The following is a 23,289-nucleotide window of genomic DNA, read 5'->3' as shown; positions in this document are numbered from 1 at the left end:
GCGGCGACGCCTCACGCAACCGCCCTGCCCAGCCGGTCGACCAATCTTTCTCTTACGGTCAGCAAGTCACGGTTGCGCCCGTCGAGGACGTCGCGGGCGAGGAAATGGCCTGTGATGGTCAGCGCGTCGAGCACATCGGCCATCGAAGGGCTGGCGTCGACGCCGCGCAGGAAGCGTGGCAGTCGAAAAAGTCGCCCTTCATAGCCTTGCGCCGCGCCGACGCTGACCGCCCCGCCCGACTTGGGGCTTACGAAGGCGAGGTCGTCGAGCGCGCCCGTCACCACGCATTGTTCAAGGTCGAGGCCAAAGCCGAGTTCGGCGAGCAGCAACAGCTCGTACCGCGCCAAGGCGGCCGCCCATTGGCGGGCCGACGACGCCACGCCGATTGCATCGAGAAGCGCGGAAAGCGCCGCATGGAGCACGGGATAGGGCTGGCTTTCGGGCAGCGTCGCGGCGGTCAGGCTCGTCGCCCAATCGATCGACGCCGCCGCCAGCGGTTCGGCCAGCAGGGGCGCACGGCTCTGCAGCAGTTCAACCGTCGCACCGCCAAGCTGTTCCTCGGTTCGCGCGCGAAGATCGAGCGCAACGAGATTGCCCGGTATCAGGATCGGTCGAAGCCGCCGCGACCGCCCGCCGCGGACATAACCGGCAACGAGCCCCGCCTCCTGCGTCAGCGCGCGCAGGATCGCGCCATGCTCGCCATGCGCGCGCACCGCGCAGACGATCGCATCGGCGGTCAGGCTGGCCAAAGCACCATCTGCGTTTGCGTCACCAGCGCAACCTCGGCGCCTTCTTCGGTTCGGATGCGGGTCTGCCAGACCGACAGGCGCTTGCCGATCTTTACCGGGATTGCCTCGCCGACGAGGACCGCGCCAACCGGACCACCGCCGAGAAAATTGGTCTTGCTCTCGATCGTCGTCGTCCCCGTGGCACCCTCGGGCAGGGTCAGGAACGCCCCGACCGCACCGAGGCAGTCCGCGAAGGCCATGATCGCGCCGCCGTGGACGATGTTGCCTGCGGTGCAGATCTCCGGCCTCACCGGGAGTTTGCCCGCGACCCGGTCCTTGCTGCCTTCGTGGATCGAGACGCCCAGCGTTCCCGCGAGCGGCATCGTTGCGGCGAAATCCATGCCTCTCTCCCTCAACTTCCCGGATTATAAAAATCATAGACCGCCTGCGCGACGCCGGCGCTCACGCCCGGCGCCTTCTGCAGATCCTCCAGACTCGCGCTGCGGATCGCGCGCGTGGTGCCGAAGTGCATCAGCAGCGCCTTCTTGCGCGCCGGGCCGATGCCCGGCACCTCGTCGAGCGGCGAACTGCCCATCGCCTTCGCCCGCTTCTGGCGGTGCGCGCCGATCGCGAAGCGGTGCGCCTCGTCGCGCAGCCGCTGGATATAGAAAAGCACGGCATTGTTCGTCGGCAAGGTGAATTCGCGCCCATCGGGCAAATAGAAGGTCTCGCGCCCGGCATTGCGGTCCGGCCCCTTGGCCACCCCGACATAAGGCAGGTCGTCGATGCCAAGCTCCGCGAGGACCGACCCCGCCGCCGACACCTGCCCCTTGCCGCCGTCGATCAGCACCAGATCGGGCCATTCGCCCTTGGAACGTTCGGGGTCTTCCTCGATCGCCCGCGCGAAGCGGCGCTGGAACACCTCGCGCATCATCGCGAAATCGTCGCCCGGCTGCGTCTCCGCGCGCTTGATGTTGAACTTGCGGTACGCGCCCTTGATCCAGCCCTCCGGCCCCGCGACGACCATCGCGCCGAGCGCGTTGGTGCCCTGGATATGGCTGTTGTCATAGATTTCGATGCGCTGCGGGGGCTCGTCGAGGTCGAACAGCTCTGCCAGCTCGCGCCCCAGCTTCGCCTGCGTGCTGCTTTCGGCAAGCCGCCGGTCGAGTTCCTCGCCCGCGTTGCGCACAGCCTGTTCGAGCAGCCGCTTGCGGTTGCCGCGCTGCGGTACGCTGATCTCGACCTTGCGGCCGGCGATTTCACCGAGCGCCTCGGCCAGCAGATCTGCCTCGTCGGGTTCACGATCGACGAGGATCAGCTTCGGCGGCGGCACGCCTTCATAGAATTGCATCAAAAAGCTTTCGAGCACCTCGCTCTCCGGCACACTCGCGATGTGCGCAGGGAAGAAACTGCGATGCCCCCAATTCTGGCCGCCGCGGATAAAGAAGCCCGCGATGCAAAGCTGTCCGCCCTTCGCCGCGAGCGCAAAGACGTCCGCGTCTCCCAATCCGTCGGCGTGGACCGACTGCGTTCCCTGAATGAAAGTCAGCGCCTTCAGCCGGTCGCGAAGCACCGCCGCCTGCTCGAAATCCATCGCCTCGGCCGCCTTGGTCATGGCATCGCCAAGCCGCTTTTGCACCGCGGTCGAGCGGCCTTCGAGGAAATCCTGGGCGTCGCTCACCAGCCCGGCATAATCCTCTTTGGAGATGCGATCGACGCACGGCGCCGAGCAGCGGCGGATCTGGTAGAGCAGGCAGGGGCGCGACCGGTTCGCAAAGAAGCTGTCGGTACAGCTTCGCAGCAGGAAGGTCTTCTGGAGCGCGTTGAGCGTGCGCCCGACCGATCCGGCGCTCGCAAACGGGCCGTAATAGCGCCCCTTGGCCCGCCGCGCGCCGCGATGCTTCTGGACGCGCGGGAAATCATGGTCGGTGCGGAGCAGGATGAAGGGGAAGCTTTTGTCGTCGCGGAGCAAAACGTTGTACGGCGGGCGATAGCGTTTGATCAGCTGCGCCTCGAGCAGCAGCGCCTCGGCCTCGCTGTTGGTGGTGACGATCTCCATCGCGCGCGTCTGCGCCACCATGCGCTGAAGCCGCTGCGGTAGCCGCGCGACCTGCGTATAGTTGGTGACGCGGTTCTTGAGCGCGCGCGCCTTGCCGACGTACAGCACCTCGCCGCGCGCATCGAGCATCCGATACACGCCGGGACGGACCGGCAGCTTACGCACGACGCCGCGGATCACCTCGGCGCCGCGTTCGAGGTCGGGCTTGTCGGCCCCCTCGCCGTCGCCGCGGACGACATAGGCGGATTTCTCTTCGTTGAATCGGTCGGGAGCGTTCGGGCGAACCATGATTTTGCATGTAGGCGAGGACGATGCGACCCGCCATAGTGTCCAAGGTAAAACAGCGCGGGAGGGGCAAATGGATGTTCGCGGCAAAATCGCTTTGGTTACAGGCGGCAGCGACGGGATCGGGCGCGAGATCGCGCTGCAATTGCAGGGGGCGGGGGCCGAGGTGATCGTCACCGGGCGCTCGGCCGCGAAATTGCAGGCGATGGCGTCGCTCGGCTTCGGGACGATCGCGGGCGATCTGTCGACTACGGAAGGCGTCGATGCGGCCGTCGACGGCGTGGCGGGCAAGTCGCTGGCGGTCCTCGTCAACAACGCCGGGGTCGGCAGCGACTATGAGCTCGACCGGCCCGACACGCTCGACAGCGCCGCGCACTGTATCCGCACCAACCTCGATGCACCGATCGCGCTCTGCACCCGGTTGCTGCCAATATTGCGTGCGCAGCCCGAAGCGGCGATCGTCAACGTCACGTCGGGTCTGGCGATCGCGCCGCGCGCGGGCGGTTCGATCTATTGCGCGACCAAGGCGGGGCTGCGCAGCTACACACAGGCGATCCGGCACCTGCTGAAGGACAGCAATGTCCGCGTGATCGAGGCCCTGCCGCCCGTCGTCGAAACCAACATGACCGCGGGGCGCAGCGGCAAGAAGATGAGCGCCGCCGACTGCGCCGCCGAGATCGTCCACGGCATTCGCACCGGCAAAAGCGAGGTCAACGCCGGGATGGTGAAGATATTACAACTGGTCCACAGCGTCTCACCGGCGCTGGCCCGGCGGATCATGATCCGGTTCTGAGGACATAAGATATGATCACTGTCTATGGCGAAGGCCGGGGGTTTCGGGTCGTCTGGCTCCTCGAGGAAATGGGCCTTCCCTATCGCGTGCGACAGGTCGACCTGCTCTCCGGCATCGAGAATGACGCCGAGTTCCTGGCGATCAATCCCGCCGGATTCATTCCGGCAATCGTCGACGGCGACACGGTGATGGTCGAATCCATCGCCATTATGGAGTATCTGCTCGCGCGGCATGGGCCGTCGCCACTCGCGCCGGCCCCGTCCGATCCCGATTATCCGGCCTATCTGCAATTTCTTGTGATGGGCGAAGCGGGTTTGGCCGGTGCGATCAACGCCATCGTCGCGACCAATATCCTGGCCCCGGAGGCCGAGAAGACGAACTGGACCACTGGCTGGGCGCTGGGAACGTTCGAGAGTCGCCTCGATCTGGTGCGGCGCCAGCTCGCGCGATCGGCCTATATCGCGGGCGACAGCTTCACCGCCGCCGATATTTCGATCACCTACGCCCTCGAATTCGCTCAGCGTACCGGCTGCTTCACGCTCTCGGACCCCGAAAAGGCCTATGTGGCCCGTACCACGGCGCGGAAAGCTTATGCGCGCGCGATGGACGGTTGCCCGGGAACCAAAGCATGGGCCGCCGAAGTGGCCGCACGACAGGTATAAGAAAACGCCCGCGGAAATCCGCGGGCGCCTTGTCTCTGCGATATCGAGAGGCTCAGCCCTTCGCGACCGCCGCGATCGCGTCGTCGATCAGCGCCTTATCGGCCTTCGCATCATGCTTGTCCGCGATCAGCTTCGCCGCTGCGTCGGTCGCTGCCTTTGCGGCTGCGGTGCGAACTTCGGCGAGGGCATTGGCTTCGGCCGCGGCGATACGGTCTTCGGCCATCTGCTTGCGGCGCGCGATCAGCGCAGTCGCGTCTTCCTTCGCCTTGGCGACCAGCGCTTCGGCTTCGGCGTCCGCGCGGGCGCGCATTTCGTCGGCTTCCTTCGCCGCGCGGGCGAGCTTGGCTTCATATTCGGCCTTCAGCGACTCCGCGTCGAGGCGGAGCTGTTCGGCTTCCTTCAGCTGCTTGGAAATCTCGGCGATCTTGCCGTCGAGCATGGCGCCGAGCGCGGCAGGCACCTTCTTCCAGACAAGGATGCCCAGGAATACGAGCATCGCGATCGAAACCCAGACGGTCGCGTCCAGCCCGAACGCCGTCGGATCGGCGTGTGCTTCGCCTGCGGCTTCGGACAGGATGAGACTGAAATTAGCCATGAAGCACCGCCTTCACTGCCGCCTTGGCATCCGCCGCCGCGACCTTCGTACCCGACAGCTTGGCGACGAGGTCGCTTGCTGCTTCGGCCGCGACCGATTCGATTTCCGCCATCGCCGACGTGCGGGCAGCGGCGACCTCGGTTTCGGCTGCCGAGAGCTTCTCGCCAAGCTCGGCGTCGATTTTCGCGAGGCGCTTTTCGGCGTCCTTCGCCGCCTTGTCCTTCGCGTCGGCAACCGCCTTCTGCGCCGCGGCGCGGCTGGCGTCGCTTTGCTGGCGATAGGTTTCTTCCAGCGCGTCGGCAGCGGCATGGGCCGCCTTCGCCGCCGCCAGATCGTCGGCAACCTTGCGGTCGCGCGCGTCAACCGTCGCTTCGATCTTGGGCAGCATGCCACGGCCGATCACGGCATAAATGCCGGCAAACACGACCAGCAGCCAGAAGAGCTGCGAGGCAAGATACCAATTGTCAGCGGTGAGCTGGGCTATCTGGGGCATGGAAGGCGAACCTTAGAATTTGAAAACCTGCAAGATGGAGACGCCGACCCCGAAGAGCCGGCATCACCCGATCGTCGAAATCAGACGACGAACAGCAGGATCATCGCGACGACGAACGCCAGCAGGCCGAGAAGTTCGGCAGCGGCGAAGCCGATGAACAGGCGGCCCTGCTGGCCGTCGGCCGCCGCGGGGTTGCGCAGTGCGCTTTCGAGGAAGCTGCCGAAGACGTTACCCACGCCGATGGCGGCCATGCCGGCACCGATAGCGGCGAGACCTGCACCGATCAGCTTTGCTGCTTCTGCGTCCATTTTACTACTCCTTGGGTGTAAGCGTTTGTTGATAAACGAAATTAGTGAAGGTTGACCGCGTCGTTGATGTACAGCGAGGTCAACAGGGCGAAAACATAGGCCTGGATGCCGGCGACGAGCAGTTCGAGCGCGCTGATGCCGATCATCAGGGTGAAGCTGAGCACCGACACGACCGAACCGATCACCAGATTGTCAGCGTTGAAACCGTTGATCACGAAGCCCGACAGCACCTTCAGCAGCACGTGGCCCGCGGTCATCGCGACGAAAAGACGCAGGCCGAGGCTGAACGGACGGATCATGAAGGAGATGAACTCGATCACCGCGATGAAGGGAATCATCGGCAGCGGCGTACCGTGCGGCACGAACAGCGAGAAGAAGTGCAGGCCATGGCGCCAGAAGCCGACGACGAGGACGATCGAGAAGGACAACAGCGCCAGAACGCCGGTGATCGCGATGTGACTCGTTACCGTGAAGGGATGCACGCCGAGCACCCCGAGCGGCAACATGCCGAGCAGGTTGCAGAACAGGATGAACATGAACAGCGAGAAGACGTAAGGCGTATATTTGCGCCCCTCGGTTCCGATGTTCGCGGTCATCATGTTCGAGATGAAGCCGGTGAAGCTTTCGACTGCGACCTGCCAGCGGCCCGGGATCAGTTGGCGGCGCATCCCGCCCCACATGAAGAGGCCCAGAACGACCGCCGCGATCACCATCCACAGCGCGCTGTTGGTGAAGAACACTTCATGCCCGCCAAGGTTGAAACCGCCGCCGAGCGGGGTCACCTCGAACTGGTGCATCGGGTCGATCTTGCCGGATTCCGCCGCCACTCTTCACTCCACGCGCATTGCGGGGCGGCGCATTCGGCCGTCCCGCGGAAATTTCCGTTTGCGACCCGCTATTTGCGGGGCGTCGATGTCAGGCGAATGATGTTCCTGAACGCCACGACGATCCCGAGGAACAGCATCACCAACAAACCCCAGGGCGACGTGTCCGCGAAGCGATCGATCAGCCAGCCGAATAGCCCGCCACCGATCAATCCGCCCAGCAGTTCGGCCAGAACGCGGTTGCCGAGCCGGTAATTGGCATCGGATTCCGGTCCGGCGTTCACCGCGGTCCGTTTCGCTTCTGCGGCTTCGGCCCGGTCCAATCGCTCTTCGAGCGAGACCAGGCGCGAATCCTCCGAAGCTGGTTCCGGATCGCTGACATTCTCCGTCATTCTCCGCCATCCTCCTGAAACAGAGGCGAAATCCTTCGCCTCTGCCTACAAAAAAAGGCCCGAAAATTCGGGAGACCCCTAAGGCGCGGTCCGTTTAGGAACGCCGCCCGATTAAGTCAATGCTTGGCTGTCACGCGCAAAAATGCCGCCGCGTTTAGGGGCGCGGCGGCATCTGCGGCCCGCAGGCCGCCTTGCAATCCATCATCTTACGGGCAGCGCGAATCCCGCACCGGCGCGCCGCTGTCGCGGGTCAGCCAGCGGCCATCGGGCGCCTTGTACTTTTCGCCCGGGCGCGTCTTGGCGATCAGGTTGCAACCGGTGACGAACGCGAATTGCTCGACCGTGCTGCCTGCCGGCGCCCCGCTGGTGTAGGCCGCCTTGCGCTTGATGTTGATGTCGTTGACCATGTCGCGCACTGCGGGGGTCGGACTGGTGACAAAGCCCAGATAGCCGTCGGGCTGCTCGCCGATCTGTCCCGCCGAACGCGCCGCCTCATAAGCCGGGTCGCGCTGCGCCATGGCGGAAGGCACCGCCAGCGCCACCGCTGCCGTCACGGCTAATGCCGCCGTTGCCCATCCCGCCGGTTGTCCCAGTTTCAGCATCGTCATTCCTATCTCGTCAGAATATTCCGCTATTCTGCTCAATCAGCTTTTTGGCATCTCCATCAAGCTTGTACACAATTTCCTGCTTGATGTTGATGTTGAGGTTGATTTCGATCGGCTTGTCGGGCGTTTCGATCTGGACACAGCCGCCAAGCGCCGCCGCTCCCATCAACATCGCAACGAACCGCCGCCCGATCATCGGCCTCCTTTTGTCATTTTCGATCATCGTCATTGCACGGGCTCGCTTTCTGGGGGCTGAACAGGGTTCGGTTGACCTGCCGTGGCCGCTTCCTGTTGCTGGATCAACTGGGTCAGATTCTGTTCGATCCAAACCGTGGGATCGTAGAGTCCCTTGGCGGAGGTGACGAGCTGCCGGAACGGGCCCGTTACCTTAACGTTGAACACGAGAGGGATTTTGGCGATCTGGTTGGTCAGGAAATTGCGGGTTGCCCCCGCGCCCTGCCCCAAACCGCCAAAACGGATATCGGTCACCATTTCGCCGTCGAGGTCTCCGTTCAGCGTGATCGTCAGATCGTCATATTTGAGGCTGCGCAGCGCGCCAAAGGCAAAATTCGCGATCGTACCGAGATTGTGGTTAGACAGCTCGCCGACATAGGCAAGCGTGCCGCCACCGTCGCGCGCGTCGATCCGCCCGTCGACGATCCGTCCGCCGAGCCCGTCGAATTCGACGGGCAGCGTGCCGTCGAACTTGCCGGTCGCGTTGATGTTGTCGAAACCGAAATTCTGCAGGAACACTGCGGCCTCTACGCCGACGACGTCGAACGACAGCCGCCGCGGCTGGTCGGCGGCGAAATTCAGCGTCGTCGGATGGAGGATCAATTCGCCGCCGGCAAAGGGCCAGCGGCCGCCCTCGATCCGCACCCGGTTGTCGCCGAGCAGCTCATATTCGATCTCGCCGTCGATTACGGGAATACCGGGATTGATCTCCCTCACCTGCGCCTTTTGTCGCGGCGCGGTCTTCAGGCCGAGCAGATCGTCGAAGGTCAGGGTTGTGGTCAGGCCGGTGACGGGACCGAAGGCGGCCGCCAGATTGGTATTCGCCGTGGCGAAGGTACCGCGGCTCTTCACACCGTCGGCGGTCCATTCGATATGCCCGTCCCCGACGACCGCCCCTTGGACATTCGCAACGACACCCAGCGCCAGATGCGTGAGCTGGTCGGGTTGGAAACCGTCGCCGAAGCGGAGCTCGCGCACCAGAAGATCGGCCGAGCCGGTGCCATCGCCCAGTCGGTGCCGAATCACGGTGTCGAGTATCTTCGTCCCCGTCCTTCGTTCGCTGAAACCCGCGGTTGCATCGATCACGCCGCCAGCGAACCGCAGACTGGCGTCGCGGCTGACGAGCGGCTCGAACCGGTCGACCTCTTCGGCGTCGGCAAGCGCCAGCCCGCCGTCTAGCGTCAGCGCGCCGCCGGCCCAGCGCCAGCGACCGTCGATTTCGCTCATTTCGAGCGGGACAGCACCGATTTTCCCGCTCGCTCCGGTCAATTCTCCCGTCATGCCGTGTGGCGCGCTCCGTCCGGCAATCCGCCGCGCCGCAAAACGCGTCACGCTGTCGCCCTGCCCGAGCCGGACGTCGGCGAGTGCGACCGCCCAGCGCATCGTGGCGAGATCGATCTCGGCACTGCGGGCATCGAAGGCGACGGGAGAGGAACCGCTGGCCCCGCGAAGCCTGATTCCCGGAAGGCGGATTGCGCCGCGCAGGCCGCCCCGACCGGCGCTCAGGAGCGGCGCGTCCGGGCGGCTGCACAGGTCCATAATCGTCTTGTCGAGCCGGAACCCCGATAGGGCAACCCGGTCGGCGCCGATGCGAGTGCAGCCTCGGTTGAGCGCAAAATTGCCTGTCGGAGCGAGCGCACCGGCGAGCGGGATGCTCAACCGGTCGACGCGGCCATCGCCGATCGGCCCCGAAAGCTCCGCCCGTGTCGCGAAGCGCAACGGACCGCCGGGCTTCCCGGAAAAGCGGACCGGGTCGAGCGCAAGCCGGGCGCCTTCGGCCGCATAGGCGTCGAAGCGCGCGAGACCGCTGACCGTCCCGTCGGCGCTCCGATCGAGCGTCAGTAACCCCGACGGCAGATCGCCGCCGCCGAAGGTCCAGCTCCCTTTTGCGATCACTGCGGGTTTGGGCGCCCCGAAAAGATAGCCGATCCGGCTGCCTTCGCTGCCGATGAAGCGCCCGCCGCTGGCGCTCGTCAGCCTTGGCGCCAGCAGGTCGATTCGCGCCTCGGCGCCTGCCCCCTTCAATGCGAAGGCCGTTTCGCCGCTCGTATCGGCGAGCATGGCCGCAAGTGCCTTTGCCGCGCGGCTGGCCAGCGGGCCGACCGGGCTTCCGGACCATTCTTCGGCGCGATCGACGATCGACCGGCGAAGCGCGGCGCTGCCGCTTGCCTTTGAAAAGCGGACGCGGCCTTCGATCGTCGGAGCCTGTTTGCCGACGATGCCCTTCGCGGTCAGCGTGACGCCGCGCGCCGCAAACGCTTCGCCATGAAGCCCGGCCATCGCTGCGTCGACGTCGATTGTGGTCCGGTCGGTGGTGCCGCTGAACGCGGCGTTGACGCCGAGCCGGTCGGCCGCAATCGCCCCTGCCGCAAGTTTCGCGATGCTCGCGTCCGCCGTGCCACGCCAGCTTCGCAGGTCTTCGGAGAGCGACACATCGAGCGCGATCTGCGGCGACACGGCGCTGACGCGGCCGTCGGCGCAGCTGAGCGAGGCGCCGCGCAACGGCCCGTTGAGCCGCGGTCGCACATTCCGCACGTCGACCGTGCCATAAAAGCTCGCATCACGCGCCGAACAGCCGCCGGCGGCGATCCGCGGCGCCACGAGGGCCAGCTTGCCCGAAAAATCCCGGCGCAGGTTGCCGCTGCCGTTCAGCACGGCGCCAACATTGCCCCACGGGGTTTCGACCCGCGCGCGGGCATCGGCAACGCTCACCCGCAGGTCGGGCAAGGCGAAGGGCGTGGTGTCGGTCGGGTCGCGGAACTTGTCCAGCGAACCCAGCGACAATTGCCCGTCGACGAAGCGACCATAGAGACGAACGCCGTCGGCGACGACGCCCGACACATAGGGTCCCGACCAGCCGTAGCCGATACGCACCTCCACCCGGGTGGCCGTCAGGTCGGGATGCGCCGGATCGCCGATAACCAGATGGGACAATTGTTCGGAGCCGAAGCCGATCCTGTCGATCGTGTAACGGGCAGGAATGCCGCGACTGTCGAACTGGTCGCGAATGATCCTGTCGGCGATCGGTTCGCGCGCCATCCACGCCACCGCCGCAAGCGCGACGACGGCGCCCGTCGTCATCCAGCGCTTCTTGAAAAGAATCCTGCGGATATGCAGCCGCCGTCGCGGCGCCGCTTCCCCGGCGGTCATGCCAAAACCGGAGCGGCTATGGTGGCGGATGACGTCACGACGCTTATGCTCTTTTCCTCATGCGCCCCAACAGGCCCGTCCCTGCCCGCCAGATAACGCCAGAATGGCGCAATTGGCTGCAATAATCGGGACGTAGCCATAGACCGCGAACCTTATGTCCGTTGAGTGCGCCCCACAAGCTGGTTATGCCCGCGCCATGGCCGATGCACCCGCACCCCGTCCCGACCACAGCGGCCACCGCGCGCGCCTGCGAACCCGTCTGCTGAACGATCCGGACAGCATGGCCGATTACGAGCTGGTCGAATATCTGCTCGCGCTCGCGATCCCGCGCCGCGACACGAAGCCGCTGGCCAAAGCGCTGCTCCATGAATTCGGTTCGCTGGCCCAGCTGGCAAGCGCCGATCCCGAATCGCTTCGCCGTGTCAGCGGCATGGGCGACACCGCCGTCGCTGCGCTGAAAATCGTCCAGGCGACGAGCCTGCGGATGCTGAAGGGCGAGTTCCGCGAGAAACCCCTGCTGTCCAGTTGGGACGCCCTGCTCGACTGGCTGCGCGCCGACATGGGGCCGATCGATATCGAGCGCGTACGCATACTCTATCTCAACTCGCGCAACATGCTGATCCGCGACGAGGTGGCGAGCGAGGGCTCCATCGACCAGTCGGCGATCTATGTCCGCGAGGTCGTGAAGCGCGGCCTCGAGCTCGGCGCGGCGGCGATCATCGTGGTCCACAATCATCCGAGCGGCAATCCGGAGCCGAGCCGACAGGACATCGCGATCACGCGCGAGCTTGCGGGGGCCGCGGGCAAGCTCGGAATCGTCCTGCACGATCATATCATCATCGGCGGCGCCGAACATCGCAGCCTTCGCGGGCTCGGCCTGCTATAGCCAGCAGGCTTTACTTGTCCGCGCGGGCGGCACATCATCGGGCCATGCAGATTCGGCAGCACCATCTTCGCTTCCGCCACCATGGGGGACAGCTTCTCGCGGGCATCTAGCCCCGGGTTCCGGCGCGCCACGCCCCGGCAGCCCGGGGTGAAAATTCCGAGATTTCCAGATGGGACGCCTTCCGGGCGCCCGTCATCCATTCTGCTGAAAGCATCCCCATGACCAACGCAAAGGCCGTCAGAAAGCCGCCCGTCCACATGATCGATCGTGAGGCCGACGCGCTCACCGACCTCGCGATCGGGGTCGAAAAGCGCATGCCGCAAGTCAGCGAGCTTCTGCTCCGCGAGATCGGCCGCGCGACAATCCACAAGGAACGTCACGTCCCGCGCGACGTGGTGACGATGAACAGCGAGGTCGATTTCGTCGATGCGGCGAGCGGCGCCGTTCGCAGCGTGCGCCTCGTCTATCCTTCCGATGCCGATATCTCGACGGGGCGCATTTCCATCCTCACGCCGGTCGGCGCCGGGTTGATCGGATTGCGTACCGGCAGCGCGATCCTCTGGCCGGACCGCGATGGACAGGAACGCGCGCTCACCATCCGTGCAGTCCTGCAGCCGCCGCGCGCGGCATGACCTGCCCAGGGCGAAGCAGCCGCCGGATCTCTCCGACGGCTGCAACGCTCCATCGCTAACCGCTCTGAAAATCAGGCGCCGCGCGACAGGAAACCGGTCAGTTCCTCCTTGCTGACTGCGCCCGACTTGTCGGCATCCGCCGCTGCCCAAGCCTGGCCGATCCAGGTCTTGACCTGCTCCGATTCGGGATCGATCGACGGTTCGGTCGCGGTGCGCAGCTTCTTCATCCAGGCCGCGAATTCCGACTGGTTGAGGTCACTGCTCTTGTCTCCGTCATAGGACGCGAACTCGCGATCGACGATCTGCGCTATCTGCGCGGGCGTCGCGGCCGTGCCCGATGGTGCGGGCTTGGCGGCCTCACCGGCGGGCGGAGTGCTATCGGGAGCAGGCGCGGCCGGATCCGTCTGCTCGGTCGGCGGCGGCGCTGTGGGGTCGGCAGGGGGCGTATTCTGGGCCAGCGCCGGGAAACTGACCACGGCAGCGCCGATCAAAAGGGCTTGCTTCAACATGATGATTCTCCTGTAGCGGCGGCCGACCAGCGGGTGCGATCGAGCGCCTTTGGGAAGGGGCGCAGGATTAACCGCGCGGGCTTCGGGGAAGTTGCGCGGCCGCCGCGATTGGCTAAACGCCCCGGCCCTGCTAGGGGGCGCCCCGTCGCGGATCCGCTGCCGATTTGCGACGAAGCGACATAAAGGGAAGGAATTTCAATGGTTCCGCGTTACGCTCGGCCCGACATGACGGCTATCTGGTCGCCCGAGAATCGCTTTCGCATCTGGTTCGAGATCGAGGCGCATGCCACCGACGCGCTTGCCGAACTGGGAACCGTTCCGAAATCCGCCGCCAAGGCGTTGTGGGACTGGTGGGCCACCAATCCCAAAATCGACGTCGAGGCGATCGACGCGATCGAGGCCGTTACCAAGCATGACGTGATCGCCTTCCTTACGTGGGTCGCCGAAAATGTCGGCGATGAAGCGCGCTTCATGCATCAGGGCATGACCTCGAGCGATGTGCTCGACACCTGCTTCGCGGTGCAGCTCAGCCAGGCGGCCGACATCCTGCTCGCCGACCTCGACGCGCTGCTCGCGGCGATCAAGCGCCGCGCCTATGAGCACAAACTCACGCCGACGATCGGCCGCAGCCACGGCATCCACGCCGAACCGGTCACCTTCGGGCTGAAGCTCGCCGAGGCCTATGCCGAATTCTCCCGCTGCAAGGCCCGCCTCGTCGCCGCGCGCGCCGAGATCGCGACCTGCGCCATCTCGGGCGCCGTCGGCACCTTCGCCAATATCGACCCGCGCGTCGAAGCGCATGTCGCCGCGAAGCTCGGTCTTGAGATCGAGGCCGTCTCGACGCAGGTCATCCCGCGCGATCGTCACGCGATGTTCTTCGCCGTGCTCGGCGTGATCGCTTCGTCGATCGAGCGTCTGGCGGTCGAGGTCCGCCACCTCCAGCGCACCGAAGTGCTGGAGGCCGAGGAATATTTCTCGCCGGGCCAGAAGGGTTCGTCCGCAATGCCGCACAAGCGCAACCCGGTGCTGACCGAAAATCTGACCGGCCTTGCGCGCATGGTCCGCAGCGCCGCGATCCCCGCGATGGAGAATGTCGCGCTTTGGCACGAACGCGATATCAGCCACTCGTCGGTCGAGCGCTTCATCGGTCCCGACGCGACGATCACGCTCGACTTCGCGCTCGCGCGCCTGATCGGGGTCGTCGACAAGCTGCTCGTCTATCCCGAACGGATGCAGAAGAATCTCGACCGCATGGGCGGCCTCGTCCACTCGCAGCGTGTCCTGCTCGCCCTGACGCAGGCGGGCGCGAGCCGCGAGGACAGCTACGCGCTCGTCCAGCGCAACGCGATGAAGGTCTGGGAATCGGACGGACAGCTTTCGCTGCTCGAACTGCTCAAGGCCGATGCCGATGTGACGGCCCGCCTGTCGGCCGAACAACTGACCGAATTGTTCGATCTCGGCTATCATATGAAACAGGTCGACACGATCTTTGACCGGGTATTCGGCTGAGCCCTTCGCCGCGATGACGATGCTTGGCGAGGGACTGGAAACCCGCGGCAATCTGTCATAGGGTCGGGACAGGCCAGCGAAGGAGCGAAGCGAATGGGGACCTTGCGGACGATCATCTGGGTGCTGCTGACCGCAGTGCTGGTGATATTCGCGATGGCGAACTGGATCCCGGTGACGGTCACGATCTGGCCGGGCCAGGTGCTCGATACGAAACTCCCCGTCCTGATCCTTGCCGCCTTCCTGATCGGCAGCGTGCCGATGTGGATCGCTCTTCGCACCACGCGCTGGTCGATGAAGCGCCGGCTCGACACGAGCGAGCGGCAGCTTGCGGACATGCGCGCGCTCGCCAATCGACCGGTCGAACCGGCGCCGGCCCCCGCTGCGACACCCCCGGCAAGCGGCACCAACTCCCCCACCCTGCCACTGGATATTCCATGACCTCCCCGATCTACCTCGCGATCGACACCCCGCATCTCGACGCCGCGCTGACGCTGGCGCAAAAGGTGCGGCATCATGTCGGCGGGCTCAAGCTGGGGCTCGAATTCTTCTGCGCCAACGGTCATCATGGCGTGCATGAAATGGCGAAATTCGGGCTGCCGATCTTTCTCGACCTCAAGCTGCACGACATTCCGAACACCGTGGCCAAGGCGATCCAGGCGCTGCGACCGCTCGAGCCCGCGATCCTGACCGTTCACGCCTCTGGTGGCCGCGCGATGATGGAAGAGGCCAAGGCCGTGGCGGGGCTCAACACCAAGGTTGTCGCGGTGACCGTCCTCACCAGCCTCGACGCCCCCGATCTTGAAGACATCGGCGTCGCAGGCAGCCCCGACGATCAGGTCGTCCGCCTGGCCAGGCTGGCGCGCGAATCCGGGCTCGACGGCATCGTCTGCTCGGGCCGCGAGGTGAAGCTGGCACGCAAGGTCTGGCCCGGCGGCTTCTTCGTCGTCCCCGGCGTGCGCCCGGCGAACGGCAAGGTCGGCGACCAGAAACGGGTGGTCACGCCCGCCCAGGCCATGTCCGATGGCGCCTCGATCCTCGTCGTCGGCCGCCCGATCAGCCAGTCGGCCGACCCCGACCTCGCCGCGCGCGAGATTGAAGCGACGCTCTAGAAAGTATCCCATGCCGCCGCTGGTGAAGATTTGCGGGCTGTCGACGCCCGAAACGGTCGATGCCGCCATTCGCCTCGGCGCGACCCATATCGGCCTTGTCCATTATGAGCCGAGCCCGCGCCATGTCGCGCTCGATCTCGCGGCCCAATTACGCCAGCGCGCGCAGGGCAAGGTCAAGGTCGCGCTGCTGCTCGTCAACGCCTCGCAACAGCTGACCGGCGAGGCGCTGTCCAAGGTTCGTCCCGACATCATCCAGTTCCACGGCACCGAAACCCCCGAATGGCTCGCGCGCGTGAAGCAACTCGTTCCGGCACAGATATGGAAGGCGATCGGCCTCAAGGACGCCGACACGCTGGATCGCATGCAGAAATATCGCGGCATCGCCGATCGCATCCTCTTCGACGCCCCTGCGGCGGCGATGCCGGGTGGCACGGGAACGCGGTTCGACTGGTCGCTGCTCGCGAACCACCGCCATAACATGGACTGGGGGATTGCCGGCGGGTTGACCCCGGACAATGTCGGACAAGCGATCGCGGAGACCGGCGCGCCGCTCGTCGACGTTTCCTCGGGCGTCGAAAGTGCACCGGGCGTCAAGGATGTGGACAAGATCGCAGCTTTCCTTAAAGCGGTCGCCGCATGTTGACACGGCTCGCCTCCGTTACGGCTATCGGCAAACGATGGCGCTGATCGCTTGAGACTATCTCGAAGCGCGTGCTCCAACCTTGCCGATGGAAATGATCATGACTGAGACGACGACCCTCCCGAACAGCTTTCGCACCGGACCCGACGAGCGCGGCCATTTCGGCCAGTTCGGCGGCCGCTATGTTGCCGAAACGCTGATGCCGCTGATCCTCGACCTCGAGCGTCACTATCGTGCGGCACAGGCCGATCCGGCGTTCAAGGCCGAGTTCGACTATCTGCTGAAACATTATGTCGGCCGTCCCAGCCCGCTGTGGTTCGCCGAGCGGCTGACCGACCATCTCGGCGGCGCGAAAATCTATCTGAAGCGCGAGGATCTGAACCACACCGGCGCGCACAAGATCAACAATTGCATCGGCCAGATTCTGCTCGCGAAGCGGATGGGCAAGACGAAGATCATCGCCGAGACCGGCGCGGGGCAGCATGGCGTCGCGACCGCGACCGTCGCCGCGCTGTTCGGCCTGCCCTGCACCATCTTCATGGGCGCGGTCGACGTCGCGCGGCAGCAGCCGAACGTGTTCCGCATGAAATTGCTCGGCGCCGAAGTCGTCGCGGTCGAGAGCGGCGCGAAGACGCTGAAGGACGCGATGAACGAGGCGCTGCGCCATTGGGTCGCGAACGTCCACGACACCTTCTATATCATCGGCACCGTCGCGGGCCCGCACCCCTATCCCGAGCTTGTTCGCGATTTCCAGTCGGTGATCGGCGACGAAGCCAAGGCGCAAATTCTCGAAGCCGAAGGCCGCCTGCCCGACATGCTGATCGCCCCCGTCGGCGGCGGATCGAATGCCATCGGATTGTTCCACCCCTTCCTCGACGATGCCGAGGTAGAGATTGTCGGCGTTGAAGCCGCCGGCGAAGGGCTGGACGGCAAGCACGCCGCGAGCCTCGCGGGCGGCCGCCCCGGTATTCTCCACGGCAACAAGACCTATCTGCTGCAGGACGAGGACGGCCAGATCACCGAGGCGCACAGCATCTCGGCGGGCCTGGACTATCCGGGCATCGGCCCCGAACATAGCTGGCTCCACGACATCGGCCGCGTCCGCTACGAACCCGTCACCGACGCCGAGGCGCTGGCGAGCTTCCAGAAGCTGACCAAGCTCGAAGGCATCATCCCCGCGCTCGAAAGCGCGCACGCGATCGCCGCCGCCGAACGCATCGCGCCGACGCTGGGCAAGGACAAGATCATCATCGTCAATTGCTCGGGTCGGGGGGACAAGGATATCTTCACGGTGGCGGAAGCGCTGGGGGTGGCACTATAATAGCCCTCTCCCCTTCAGGGGAGAGGGGTGGGAGAGGGGAACGAATGCGGGACTGGCGGCTGATCGAACTCGCGAAGAAGATGCGGCGCGAGCAGACTGAACCCGAACTCCGCCTCTGGTTCCAGCTCCGCGCCGAGCGCTTTCACGGCATCAAGTTTCGCCGACAAAAGGTTATTGGACGGTATATCGCGGATGTCTCGGCGAGAGATCCGATGGTGGTTGTCGAGGTCGATGGCGATACGCATGGATTTCAGGAAGATTATGATCGGGCGCGGACGGTATTTTTCGAGGAACAGGGTTACAGGGTGATTAGATTTGCAAATTTGGACGTGATGACGAACATGGAAGGCGTGCTGGAACAGCTTGCGCTGTTTGTCGGTCGTGCCCCACTCCCAACCCTCTCCCCTGAAGGGGAGAGGGCTATATGACTCGCTTCGCCTCGGCCTTTTCAAAAGGTCCCGTGCTCGTCACCTTCATCACCGGTGGTGACGGCGACACCGCGGCGAACCTCGACGCGCTCGTCGCGGGCGGGGCCGATGTGATCGAGCTCGGCATGCCCTTCACCGATCCGATGGCCGACGGTCCCGCGATCCAGGCCGCGAACCTCCGCAGTTTGGCGAAGGGCACGACGACCGCCGACCTGTTCGCGATCGCCGCAGATTTTCGCAGCCGCCACCCCGACACGCCGCTTGTCCTGATGGGTTATGCCAACCCGATGACGATCCGCGGCGCGGAATGGTTCGCCGCCGAATGCGCGAAGGCCGGGTTCGATGGCGTCATTTGCGTCGATATTCCCTCGGAGGAGGATGCCGAACTCGGCCCTGCGCTTCGTGCGGCAGGCGTCGACCTCATTCGCCTCGCCACGCCGACAACCGACGCCGCGCGCCTGCCCGATGTGCTCAGCGGCGCCAGCGGCTTCCTCTATTATGTCTCGGTCGCCGGCATCACCGGCCAGCAGCAGGCGGCACAAGCCAGCATCGAGGATGCCGTCGCGCGGCTGAAGGCCGCGACCGATCTTCCCGTCGCAGTCGGCTTCGGCGTCCGCACCCCCGAGCAGGCGGCCGCCATCGCGCGCGTCGCCGACGGCGTCGTCGTCGGATCGGCCCTCATCGACATCATCGCCGAGCATGGCGACGCCGCGGCGCCGCATGTCGAGGCTTTCACCCGCACCCTCGCCGATGCTATCCACGGCGCAAAGGAGATCGCCGCATGAGCTGGCTCGACCGCGTCCGCAACGCCCTGCCCTTCACCGCCAAGCGCGATACCGCCGACAATCTCTGGCACAAATGCCGCCAGTGCCAGCAGATGGTGTTCGTCAAGGAATGGGAAGACAATCTGAACGTCTGCCCGCGCTGCGACCATCACGACCGCATCGGCGCGAAAGAGCGCTTTGCACAGCTGTTCGACGGCGGCGTGCACGAACCGATCGCCTCGCCACCTGCGCCCGAGGATCCGCTGAAGTTCCGCGATACCAAGAAATATGTCGACCGCATCAAGGCGGCGCGCGCGCAGACCGGCGACCGCGACGCATACAAGAACGCGTTCGGTCGCATTTCGGGCCAAGGCGTCGTGATCGGCGTCCAGGATTTCGCCTTCATGGGCGGCTCGATGGGCGTCGCGGTCGGCGAAGCCTTTGTCGCGGGCGTCGAACAGGCGATCAAACGCGGGGTTCCCTATATCGCGATCACCGCTGCGGGCGGCGCGCGAATGCAGGAAGGCACGCTGTCGCTGATGCAGATGCCGCGCGCGACCGTCGCGCTCCAGCGCCTCCGCCGGGCGGGCCTGCCCTATATTGTGCTGCTGACCGACCCGACGACCGGCGGTGTGACCGCCAGCTATGCGATGCTCGGCGACATCCAGATCAGTGAACCCAACGCGCTGATCGGCTTCGCGGGCCAGCGCGTGATCGAGAATACGATCCGCGAAAAGCTGCCCGAAGGGTTCCAGCGCGCCGAATATCTGCTCGACCACGGGATGATCGACATGGTGGTCCACCGCAAGGACCTGCCCGAAACGCTCGGTCGCCTGATCGGCTATCTGGCGCCCGAAAAGGCCGCCTGAGCCTCAAACGGCCCTTCCGATGGCTGACTTCGCCCGGTCCGACGACCCTGCGGTTCAGGCGCAGCTGGACCGCCTTGGGGCATTGTCGCCGGGCCGCGATGTCCTGGGCCTCGAACGCATTGCCGAACTCTGCCGTCGGCTCGGGGATCCGCAGAACCGGTTGCCGCGAACCTTCCATGTCGCGGGCACCAACGGCAAGGGGTCGACTTGCGCCTTTCTGCGCGCGATCCTTGAGGCGCAGGGGCGCCGCGTCCACGCCTACACCAGCCCGCATCTCGTCCGTTTCAACGAGCGTATCCGCCTTGCGGGGGCCCTGATCGACGACGCGCTGCTCGCGCCGTTGCTCGCCGAGGTGCTCGACGTGGCCGAAGGGTTGCAGGCGAGCTTCTTCGAGGTCACGACTGCGGCCGCGTTTCTCGCTTTCTCGCGCGTTCCTGCTGACGATTGCATCATCGAAGTTGGTCTCGGCGGCCGTCTCGACGCCACCAACATCATCCCCGCTCCCGCCGTCTGTGGCGTCGCGTCACTCGGTATCGACCATGAGGCGTTCCTGTTGGCGCCCGAGGATGGTGTGCCGCTGGAAGCGATCGAGCGCATCGCCTGGGAAAAAACCGGGATATTCAAGCGTGGCGCGGCTCTCGCTACGCTCGGCTATCCGGCGACCGTCATGCAGATCGTCCGTGAACGCGCAGCCGCGGTTGGCGGTGTGCTCTTCTCGGAGGGCGACGCGTGGTCGGTGGAACCTCGTGACGATGGATTCCGCTGGCAATCGTCGTCGGGTTCGGTCGACGCGCCTCTGGCGACCCGAATGGCCGGCCCGCATCAGATGCGCAACGCGGGCCTTGCGATAGCGATGCTTCATGTCGCGCCGCCTCCCCGCCCGAGCGCGGCGGACATTGCGAAGGGCGTAGGCGCTGCCTTCTGGCCAGGGCGCATGCAATGGCTTCGCGAGGGGCCGTTGACGAGCCTCCTCCCGGACGGAGCGGGTGTCTGGCTGGACGGCGGCCACAATCCCGACGCGGGAGTCGCACTGGCGCGCGCGCTCGAACCCCATGCGCCGCTGCACATTGTGTGCGGCTTGCTTCGCAACAAGGATGCGGCGGGCTTCCTTCGTCCCTTCGCCCCCAAGATTTCGTCATTCCAGGCGGTACCGATCCCCGGCCATGAGCATCATGAACCAGAGGATCTGTGCCATTGGGCGCAGTCGGCTCTCGGCATTACCGATGTGCAGCCGTGCGGCGGCGTCGCGGAAGCCCTTCGTTACATCGCCGACCATCGCGCGACCGGGAACGTCCTGATCTGCGGTTCGCTGTATCTTGCCGGCGTTGTGCTCGATCTCAACGACGAGCGCCCCGACTAGCGCAATTCGGGTGCATTCCTGCCCTCACTCTCAAGCCGGTTTCGGCTTGTCCGGCTCGGGATGTGCCAACTCATGCCCGTCATCCTCGGTGCTGGGCTGGCGCACCGTCTGGACGACGAAGCCCTTCTTCCAGAGTATCCACAAAAGCAGCATCCCGGGAATTGCGATCACCACTGTGAACAGCCAGAAACCGACCCAGCCCAACCCTTCCGCGACATAGCCGCCGGGCGCCGCCAGCCAAGTGCGACCGACGGCTGCGAACGACGACAGCAACGCGAATTGCGTGGCCGTGTAGGCAAGGCTGGAGAGGCCCGACAGATAGGTCACGAAGACCGTGAGCCCGATCCCGCTCGTGAAATTCTCGGTCCCGACTGCGACGGCGAGCATCAGCGGCGAATGGCCAGCCGCCGCCAGAACGGCGAAGAGCAGGTTGCTGAGCATCATCATGAGCCCCGAGACGAGCAGCGCACGACCCATCCCGAGCCACGCGATGAAGGGCGCGGCGACCGCCGATCCTACGATCAGCGCAACAAAGCCGACGCCTTTGTTGATTGCGACGAATTCGGTGTCGGTGAAGCCGAGTTCGACAATCATCGGATTGAGCATCCCCTGCCCCATCGCGTCGCCGACCTTGTAAACGAGAACGAACAGCAGGATGAGCACGGCACCGTGGCGCCTGAAAAACTCGCGGAACGGATTGATCACCGTCTCCTGCAGCCAGCTTCCGAAACTCTGTCCCGCGGCGCGAGCGCGGGTCGGGTCGAAGCGACCCGGGCCGGCATAGAGCGCGCCGAGCAGCGCGGGCAAAACAGCCAGCCCCGTAAAGCCATAAGCAGACGCCCAGCCAAGATTGAACCCTTCGGGCGACGCGAGCGCAATCGTGCCGACACCCGCAATCAAATTGCCGGTGCGATAGCCGAACTGGTTCATCGCGGTGCCGTGCGGCAGCTCCTCGTCGCTCAATATCTCGATGCGATAGGCGTCGATCACGATGTCCTGCGTCGCCGACAGGAAGGCGACGACGATCGCCCAGAATGCGAAGGCCGCGAGATGATCGTTCGTCGGGTTGCTTGTCCCGAGTTGCCAGATCGCGACAACGAGCAAGGCCTGAATGAAGAACAGCCAGCCGCGTCGCTGCCCGAACGTCCTGGTGAGGAATGGCAAGGGCAGCCGGTCGACGAGCGGCGCCCACAGGAATTTCAGCGTGTACGGGGTCGTAAGACCGATCGCGAAGCCGATGGTCGACTTTTCGATCCCGACTTTCGAGAGCCAGAAGGTCATCGTTCCGAGCAGAAGGGTGAGCGGAAAGCCGCTCGAGATGCCGAGCAGGAAGGCGACGATCGGCATCGGCTTGCGATACGGGGCAAAGCTGGGAATGACGAAAGCGAGCCCGACGATGATCGCGAGCACCGCGACCAAAACTGCACTGTCGAGCCCTAGCTGCATCGCGATCCCCTTGTCGGCCGCATGGTCAGCGGCCCTTCGTTCCTTTCGCCAAGGCCTAAAGGGTCACGGAAAAATTGGAAGCGGCTAATTCTCCAGCGCGCGGTGAAGGAGGAGTATCCTAAGCCGCCTCGGGCCGCCAGAAGGTCGTCAGGCCGCTCACCTTGCGGGGGGTCTTGTTCTTGCAGGTCATCGTCTCGACCGCCTTCAGCGCGGACACAAGCGCGGCGGCGCTGTGCGGCTTGCCGAGGCAGGCGACCGCCATTTCTTCGGCATCGACCGGGCATTGGCCGGTGACGAGCAGCACCGCGATGCCGCGGTCGCGGGCGATGCGGGCGACTTCGCGGCCGCTCATATGTCCGGCGAGGCCGAGGTCCAGGACCAGCGCATCGATCTGTTCGGAGGCGATGACCGCGACCGCCGCTTCGCCCGAATCGACCGTCGCAACGACGTCATAGCCGCTGTGTTTCAGCGTATGCTCGTTGTCGAATGCCGTCAGCGGATCATCCTCGATGACCAGCAGGCGCTTGATGCACGTAGGGCGGGACGCGAAGAGCATAAAAACTCCCTTTAGGGTCGCCATGACTCGCTCCGTCCCTTCCTGCAAGATCGCTTCTGCTTGCCATCGACGAAGCGACACTTTTCCGGCTATGAGCGTGATCACAAAGCCACAGTTGCGTGGCCTGTAACG

General features: G+C 65.1%; 27 protein-coding genes. 13 read left to right on the top strand and 14 right to left on the bottom strand.

What is annotated here, in order from left to right; all coding sequences use genetic code 11:
* Positions 1-11 precede the first annotated feature (11 nt).
* The 3 genes from recO to uvrC are packed head-to-tail and all read right to left on the bottom strand — an operon-like array spanning position 12 to position 3,075.
* Positions 12-749, bottom strand: coding sequence for a DNA repair protein RecO (gene recO, locus J1N50_RS06050; protein ID WP_215351114.1), 738 nt, complete (start codon positions 747-749; stop codon positions 12-14).
* On the bottom strand, positions 737-1,129 hold the full coding sequence (locus tag J1N50_RS06045) for a PaaI family thioesterase (protein WP_215351111.1): 393 nt from the start codon (positions 1,127-1,129) through the stop codon (positions 737-739). The genes recO and J1N50_RS06045 overlap by 13 nt, the downstream gene beginning before the upstream one ends.
* Before the next feature lie 11 nt (positions 1,130-1,140).
* Entirely contained in the window at positions 1,141-3,075 is a 1,935-nt protein-coding gene (gene uvrC / locus J1N50_RS06040; RefSeq protein WP_215351107.1) for an excinuclease ABC subunit UvrC, read from the bottom strand.
* A gap of 70 nt (positions 3,076-3,145) precedes the next feature.
* On the opposite strand from uvrC, the gene J1N50_RS06035 reads away from it, so the two are divergent.
* A complete protein-coding gene (locus J1N50_RS06035) occupies positions 3,146-3,865 on the top strand; it encodes an SDR family oxidoreductase (RefSeq protein WP_215351102.1) in 720 nt (239 codons plus the stop codon).
* 11 nt (positions 3,866-3,876) lie between these two features.
* Positions 3,877-4,527, top strand: coding sequence for a glutathione S-transferase family protein (locus J1N50_RS06030; RefSeq protein ID WP_215351099.1), 651 nt, complete (start codon positions 3,877-3,879; stop codon positions 4,525-4,527).
* 52 nt (positions 4,528-4,579) lie between these two features.
* Here the strand turns inward: J1N50_RS06030 and J1N50_RS06025 are convergent, their stop codons facing one another.
* The 8 genes from J1N50_RS06025 to J1N50_RS05990 all read right to left on the bottom strand — a co-directional run bounded on the left by J1N50_RS06025 (position 4,580) and on the right by J1N50_RS05990 (position 11,059).
* Positions 4,580-5,122: a F0F1 ATP synthase subunit B family protein gene (locus J1N50_RS06025; protein WP_215351096.1), complete on the bottom strand. Its 543-nt coding sequence runs from the start codon at positions 5,120-5,122 to the stop codon at positions 4,580-4,582.
* Entirely contained in the window at positions 5,115-5,615 is a 501-nt protein-coding gene (locus tag J1N50_RS06020) for a F0F1 ATP synthase subunit B family protein (protein ID WP_215351093.1), read from the bottom strand. Before J1N50_RS06020 ends, J1N50_RS06025 begins: the two co-directional genes overlap by 8 nt.
* Positions 5,616-5,695: 80 nt before the next feature.
* Entirely contained in the window at positions 5,696-5,923 is a 228-nt protein-coding gene (locus tag J1N50_RS06015; protein ID WP_003044110.1) for a F0F1 ATP synthase subunit C, read from the bottom strand.
* Between the two features lie 41 nt (positions 5,924-5,964).
* Positions 5,965-6,750 carry a F0F1 ATP synthase subunit A gene (locus tag J1N50_RS06010; protein WP_204992820.1) on the bottom strand — a complete coding sequence of 262 codons (786 nt, stop codon included), beginning with the start codon at positions 6,748-6,750 and terminating at the stop codon, positions 5,965-5,967.
* A 68-nt stretch (positions 6,751-6,818) separates the two neighbouring features.
* On the bottom strand, positions 6,819-7,139 hold the full coding sequence (locus J1N50_RS06005) for an AtpZ/AtpI family protein (protein WP_215351090.1): 321 nt from the start codon (positions 7,137-7,139) through the stop codon (positions 6,819-6,821).
* 206 nt (positions 7,140-7,345) lie between these two features.
* On the bottom strand, positions 7,346-7,747 hold the full coding sequence (locus J1N50_RS06000) for a YdbL family probable chaperone protein (protein ID WP_215351087.1): 402 nt from the start codon (positions 7,745-7,747) through the stop codon (positions 7,346-7,348).
* Positions 7,748-7,757: 10 nt separating this feature from the next.
* A complete protein-coding gene (locus J1N50_RS05995) occupies positions 7,758-7,973 on the bottom strand; it encodes a YnbE family lipoprotein (RefSeq protein ID WP_246553153.1) in 216 nt (71 codons plus the stop codon).
* The gene (locus tag J1N50_RS05990; protein WP_246553151.1) at positions 7,970-11,059 is read right to left on the bottom strand and encodes an intermembrane phospholipid transport YdbH family protein; all 3,090 of its coding nucleotides are present in this window, start codon (positions 11,057-11,059) and stop codon (positions 7,970-7,972) included. Before J1N50_RS05990 ends, J1N50_RS05995 begins: the two co-directional genes overlap by 4 nt.
* Before the next feature lie 265 nt (positions 11,060-11,324).
* On the opposite strand from J1N50_RS05990, the gene radC reads away from it, so the two are divergent.
* Together radC and rnk are read left to right on the top strand one after the other, a co-directional pair.
* The gene (radC, locus tag J1N50_RS05985; RefSeq protein ID WP_215351083.1) at positions 11,325-12,014 is read left to right on the top strand and encodes a RadC family protein; all 690 of its coding nucleotides are present in this window, start codon (positions 11,325-11,327) and stop codon (positions 12,012-12,014) included.
* Positions 12,015-12,232: 218 nt separating this feature from the next.
* On the top strand, positions 12,233-12,646 hold the full coding sequence (gene rnk, locus J1N50_RS05980) for a nucleoside diphosphate kinase regulator (protein ID WP_215351080.1): 414 nt from the start codon (positions 12,233-12,235) through the stop codon (positions 12,644-12,646).
* Positions 12,647-12,717: 71 nt separating this feature from the next.
* Here rnk and J1N50_RS05975 read toward each other — a convergent pair whose 3' ends face one another.
* Positions 12,718-13,155, bottom strand: coding sequence for an EF-hand domain-containing protein (locus J1N50_RS05975; RefSeq protein ID WP_215351077.1), 438 nt, complete (start codon positions 13,153-13,155; stop codon positions 12,718-12,720).
* A gap of 198 nt (positions 13,156-13,353) precedes the next feature.
* Between J1N50_RS05975 and purB the strand changes: the two genes are divergently transcribed.
* The 9 genes from purB (at position 13,354) to J1N50_RS05930 (ending at position 21,155) form a co-directional block, all read left to right on the top strand.
* Positions 13,354-14,664 (top strand): adenylosuccinate lyase, encoded by a 1,311-nt coding sequence (gene purB, locus J1N50_RS05970; RefSeq protein WP_215351075.1) that lies wholly within the window; start codon positions 13,354-13,356, stop codon positions 14,662-14,664.
* Positions 14,665-14,757: 93 nt separating this feature from the next.
* Positions 14,758-15,102, top strand: a complete 345-nt coding sequence (locus J1N50_RS05965; RefSeq protein ID WP_215351072.1) for a lipopolysaccharide assembly protein LapA domain-containing protein — start codon at positions 14,758-14,760, stop codon at positions 15,100-15,102.
* Positions 15,099-15,773, top strand: a complete 675-nt coding sequence (gene pyrF, locus J1N50_RS05960) for an orotidine-5'-phosphate decarboxylase (RefSeq protein ID WP_215351069.1) — start codon at positions 15,099-15,101, stop codon at positions 15,771-15,773. Before J1N50_RS05965 ends, pyrF begins: the two co-directional genes overlap by 4 nt.
* A gap of 10 nt (positions 15,774-15,783) precedes the next feature.
* A complete protein-coding gene (locus J1N50_RS05955; RefSeq protein WP_215351066.1) occupies positions 15,784-16,416 on the top strand; it encodes a phosphoribosylanthranilate isomerase in 633 nt (210 codons plus the stop codon).
* A 97-nt stretch (positions 16,417-16,513) separates the two neighbouring features.
* Entirely contained in the window at positions 16,514-17,734 is a 1,221-nt protein-coding gene (gene trpB, locus J1N50_RS05950; protein ID WP_215351063.1) for a tryptophan synthase subunit beta, read from the top strand.
* Between the two features lie 44 nt (positions 17,735-17,778).
* Positions 17,779-18,162 carry an endonuclease domain-containing protein gene (locus tag J1N50_RS05945; protein WP_215351060.1) on the top strand — a complete coding sequence of 128 codons (384 nt, stop codon included), beginning with the start codon at positions 17,779-17,781 and terminating at the stop codon, positions 18,160-18,162.
* Positions 18,159-18,947, top strand: coding sequence for a tryptophan synthase subunit alpha (trpA, locus tag J1N50_RS05940; RefSeq protein WP_215351057.1), 789 nt, complete (start codon positions 18,159-18,161; stop codon positions 18,945-18,947). Before J1N50_RS05945 ends, trpA begins: the two co-directional genes overlap by 4 nt.
* The gene (gene accD, locus J1N50_RS05935; RefSeq protein ID WP_215351054.1) at positions 18,944-19,795 is read left to right on the top strand and encodes an acetyl-CoA carboxylase, carboxyltransferase subunit beta; all 852 of its coding nucleotides are present in this window, start codon (positions 18,944-18,946) and stop codon (positions 19,793-19,795) included. Before trpA ends, accD begins: the two co-directional genes overlap by 4 nt.
* A 19-nt stretch (positions 19,796-19,814) precedes the next feature.
* Positions 19,815-21,155, top strand: coding sequence for a bifunctional folylpolyglutamate synthase/dihydrofolate synthase (locus J1N50_RS05930; RefSeq protein ID WP_215351051.1), 1,341 nt, complete (start codon positions 19,815-19,817; stop codon positions 21,153-21,155).
* Positions 21,156-21,185: 30 nt separating this feature from the next.
* Here J1N50_RS05930 and J1N50_RS05925 read toward each other — a convergent pair whose 3' ends face one another.
* Together J1N50_RS05925 and J1N50_RS05920 are read right to left on the bottom strand one after the other, a co-directional pair.
* Positions 21,186-22,601, bottom strand: coding sequence for an AmpG family muropeptide MFS transporter (locus J1N50_RS05925; RefSeq protein WP_215351048.1), 1,416 nt, complete (start codon positions 22,599-22,601; stop codon positions 21,186-21,188).
* Between the two features lie 118 nt (positions 22,602-22,719).
* A complete protein-coding gene (locus J1N50_RS05920; protein ID WP_215351045.1) occupies positions 22,720-23,157 on the bottom strand; it encodes a response regulator in 438 nt (145 codons plus the stop codon).
* Positions 23,158-23,289: the final 132 nt, after the last annotated feature.

The sequence above is a fragment of the Sphingopyxis soli genome, from assembly GCF_018682675.1.
GTDB lineage: Bacteria > Pseudomonadota > Alphaproteobacteria > Sphingomonadales > Sphingomonadaceae > Sphingopyxis > Sphingopyxis soli.
The sequence above is the reverse complement of the archived record's forward strand: the minus strand, read 5'-3'. Positions and strand labels throughout refer to the sequence as shown.

What these genes read in the sequence shown, in the direction of transcription:
- J1N50_RS05930 (WP_215351051.1), top strand. Translation starts at nt 19,815, where the DNA reads ATGGCTGACTTCGCCCGGTCCGACGACCCTGCGGTTCAGGCGCAGCTG.
- pyrF (WP_215351069.1), top strand. Translation starts at nt 15,099, where the DNA reads ATGACCTCCCCGATCTACCTCGCGATCGACACCCCGCATCTCGACGCC.
- uvrC (WP_215351107.1), bottom strand. Translation starts at nt 3,075, where the DNA reads ATGGTTCGCCCGAACGCTCCCGACCGATTCAACGAAGAGAAATCCGCC.
- J1N50_RS06005 (WP_215351090.1), bottom strand. Translation starts at nt 7,139, where the DNA reads ATGACGGAGAATGTCAGCGATCCGGAACCAGCTTCGGAGGATTCGCGC.
- rnk (WP_215351080.1), top strand. Translation starts at nt 12,233, where the DNA reads ATGACCAACGCAAAGGCCGTCAGAAAGCCGCCCGTCCACATGATCGAT.
- J1N50_RS05995 (WP_246553153.1), bottom strand. Translation starts at nt 7,973, where the DNA reads ATGACGATGATCGAAAATGACAAAAGGAGGCCGATGATCGGGCGGCGG.
- J1N50_RS06000 (WP_215351087.1), bottom strand. Translation starts at nt 7,747, where the DNA reads ATGACGATGCTGAAACTGGGACAACCGGCGGGATGGGCAACGGCGGCA.
- J1N50_RS06025 (WP_215351096.1), bottom strand. Translation starts at nt 5,122, where the DNA reads ATGGCTAATTTCAGTCTCATCCTGTCCGAAGCCGCAGGCGAAGCACAC.
- purB (WP_215351075.1), top strand. Translation starts at nt 13,354, where the DNA reads ATGGTTCCGCGTTACGCTCGGCCCGACATGACGGCTATCTGGTCGCCC.
- J1N50_RS05955 (WP_215351066.1), top strand. Translation starts at nt 15,784, where the DNA reads ATGCCGCCGCTGGTGAAGATTTGCGGGCTGTCGACGCCCGAAACGGTC.
- J1N50_RS06015 (WP_003044110.1), bottom strand. Translation starts at nt 5,923, where the DNA reads ATGGACGCAGAAGCAGCAAAGCTGATCGGTGCAGGTCTCGCCGCTATC.
- J1N50_RS05975 (WP_215351077.1), bottom strand. Translation starts at nt 13,155, where the DNA reads ATGTTGAAGCAAGCCCTTTTGATCGGCGCTGCCGTGGTCAGTTTCCCG.
- trpB (WP_215351063.1), top strand. Translation starts at nt 16,514, where the DNA reads ATGACTGAGACGACGACCCTCCCGAACAGCTTTCGCACCGGACCCGAC.
- radC (WP_215351083.1), top strand. Translation starts at nt 11,325, where the DNA reads ATGGCCGATGCACCCGCACCCCGTCCCGACCACAGCGGCCACCGCGCG.
- J1N50_RS06045 (WP_215351111.1), bottom strand. Translation starts at nt 1,129, where the DNA reads ATGGATTTCGCCGCAACGATGCCGCTCGCGGGAACGCTGGGCGTCTCG.
- accD (WP_215351054.1), top strand. Translation starts at nt 18,944, where the DNA reads ATGAGCTGGCTCGACCGCGTCCGCAACGCCCTGCCCTTCACCGCCAAG.
- J1N50_RS05965 (WP_215351072.1), top strand. Translation starts at nt 14,758, where the DNA reads ATGGGGACCTTGCGGACGATCATCTGGGTGCTGCTGACCGCAGTGCTG.
- J1N50_RS05990 (WP_246553151.1), bottom strand. Translation starts at nt 11,059, where the DNA reads ATGACGACGGGCGCCGTCGTCGCGCTTGCGGCGGTGGCGTGGATGGCG.
- J1N50_RS05920 (WP_215351045.1), bottom strand. Translation starts at nt 23,157, where the DNA reads ATGCTCTTCGCGTCCCGCCCTACGTGCATCAAGCGCCTGCTGGTCATC.
- J1N50_RS05945 (WP_215351060.1), top strand. Translation starts at nt 17,779, where the DNA reads ATGCGGGACTGGCGGCTGATCGAACTCGCGAAGAAGATGCGGCGCGAG.
- J1N50_RS06035 (WP_215351102.1), top strand. Translation starts at nt 3,146, where the DNA reads ATGGATGTTCGCGGCAAAATCGCTTTGGTTACAGGCGGCAGCGACGGG.
- J1N50_RS05925 (WP_215351048.1), bottom strand. Translation starts at nt 22,601, where the DNA reads ATGCAGCTAGGGCTCGACAGTGCAGTTTTGGTCGCGGTGCTCGCGATC.
- trpA (WP_215351057.1), top strand. Translation starts at nt 18,159, where the DNA reads ATGACTCGCTTCGCCTCGGCCTTTTCAAAAGGTCCCGTGCTCGTCACC.
- J1N50_RS06030 (WP_215351099.1), top strand. Translation starts at nt 3,877, where the DNA reads ATGATCACTGTCTATGGCGAAGGCCGGGGGTTTCGGGTCGTCTGGCTC.
- J1N50_RS06020 (WP_215351093.1), bottom strand. Translation starts at nt 5,615, where the DNA reads ATGCCCCAGATAGCCCAGCTCACCGCTGACAATTGGTATCTTGCCTCG.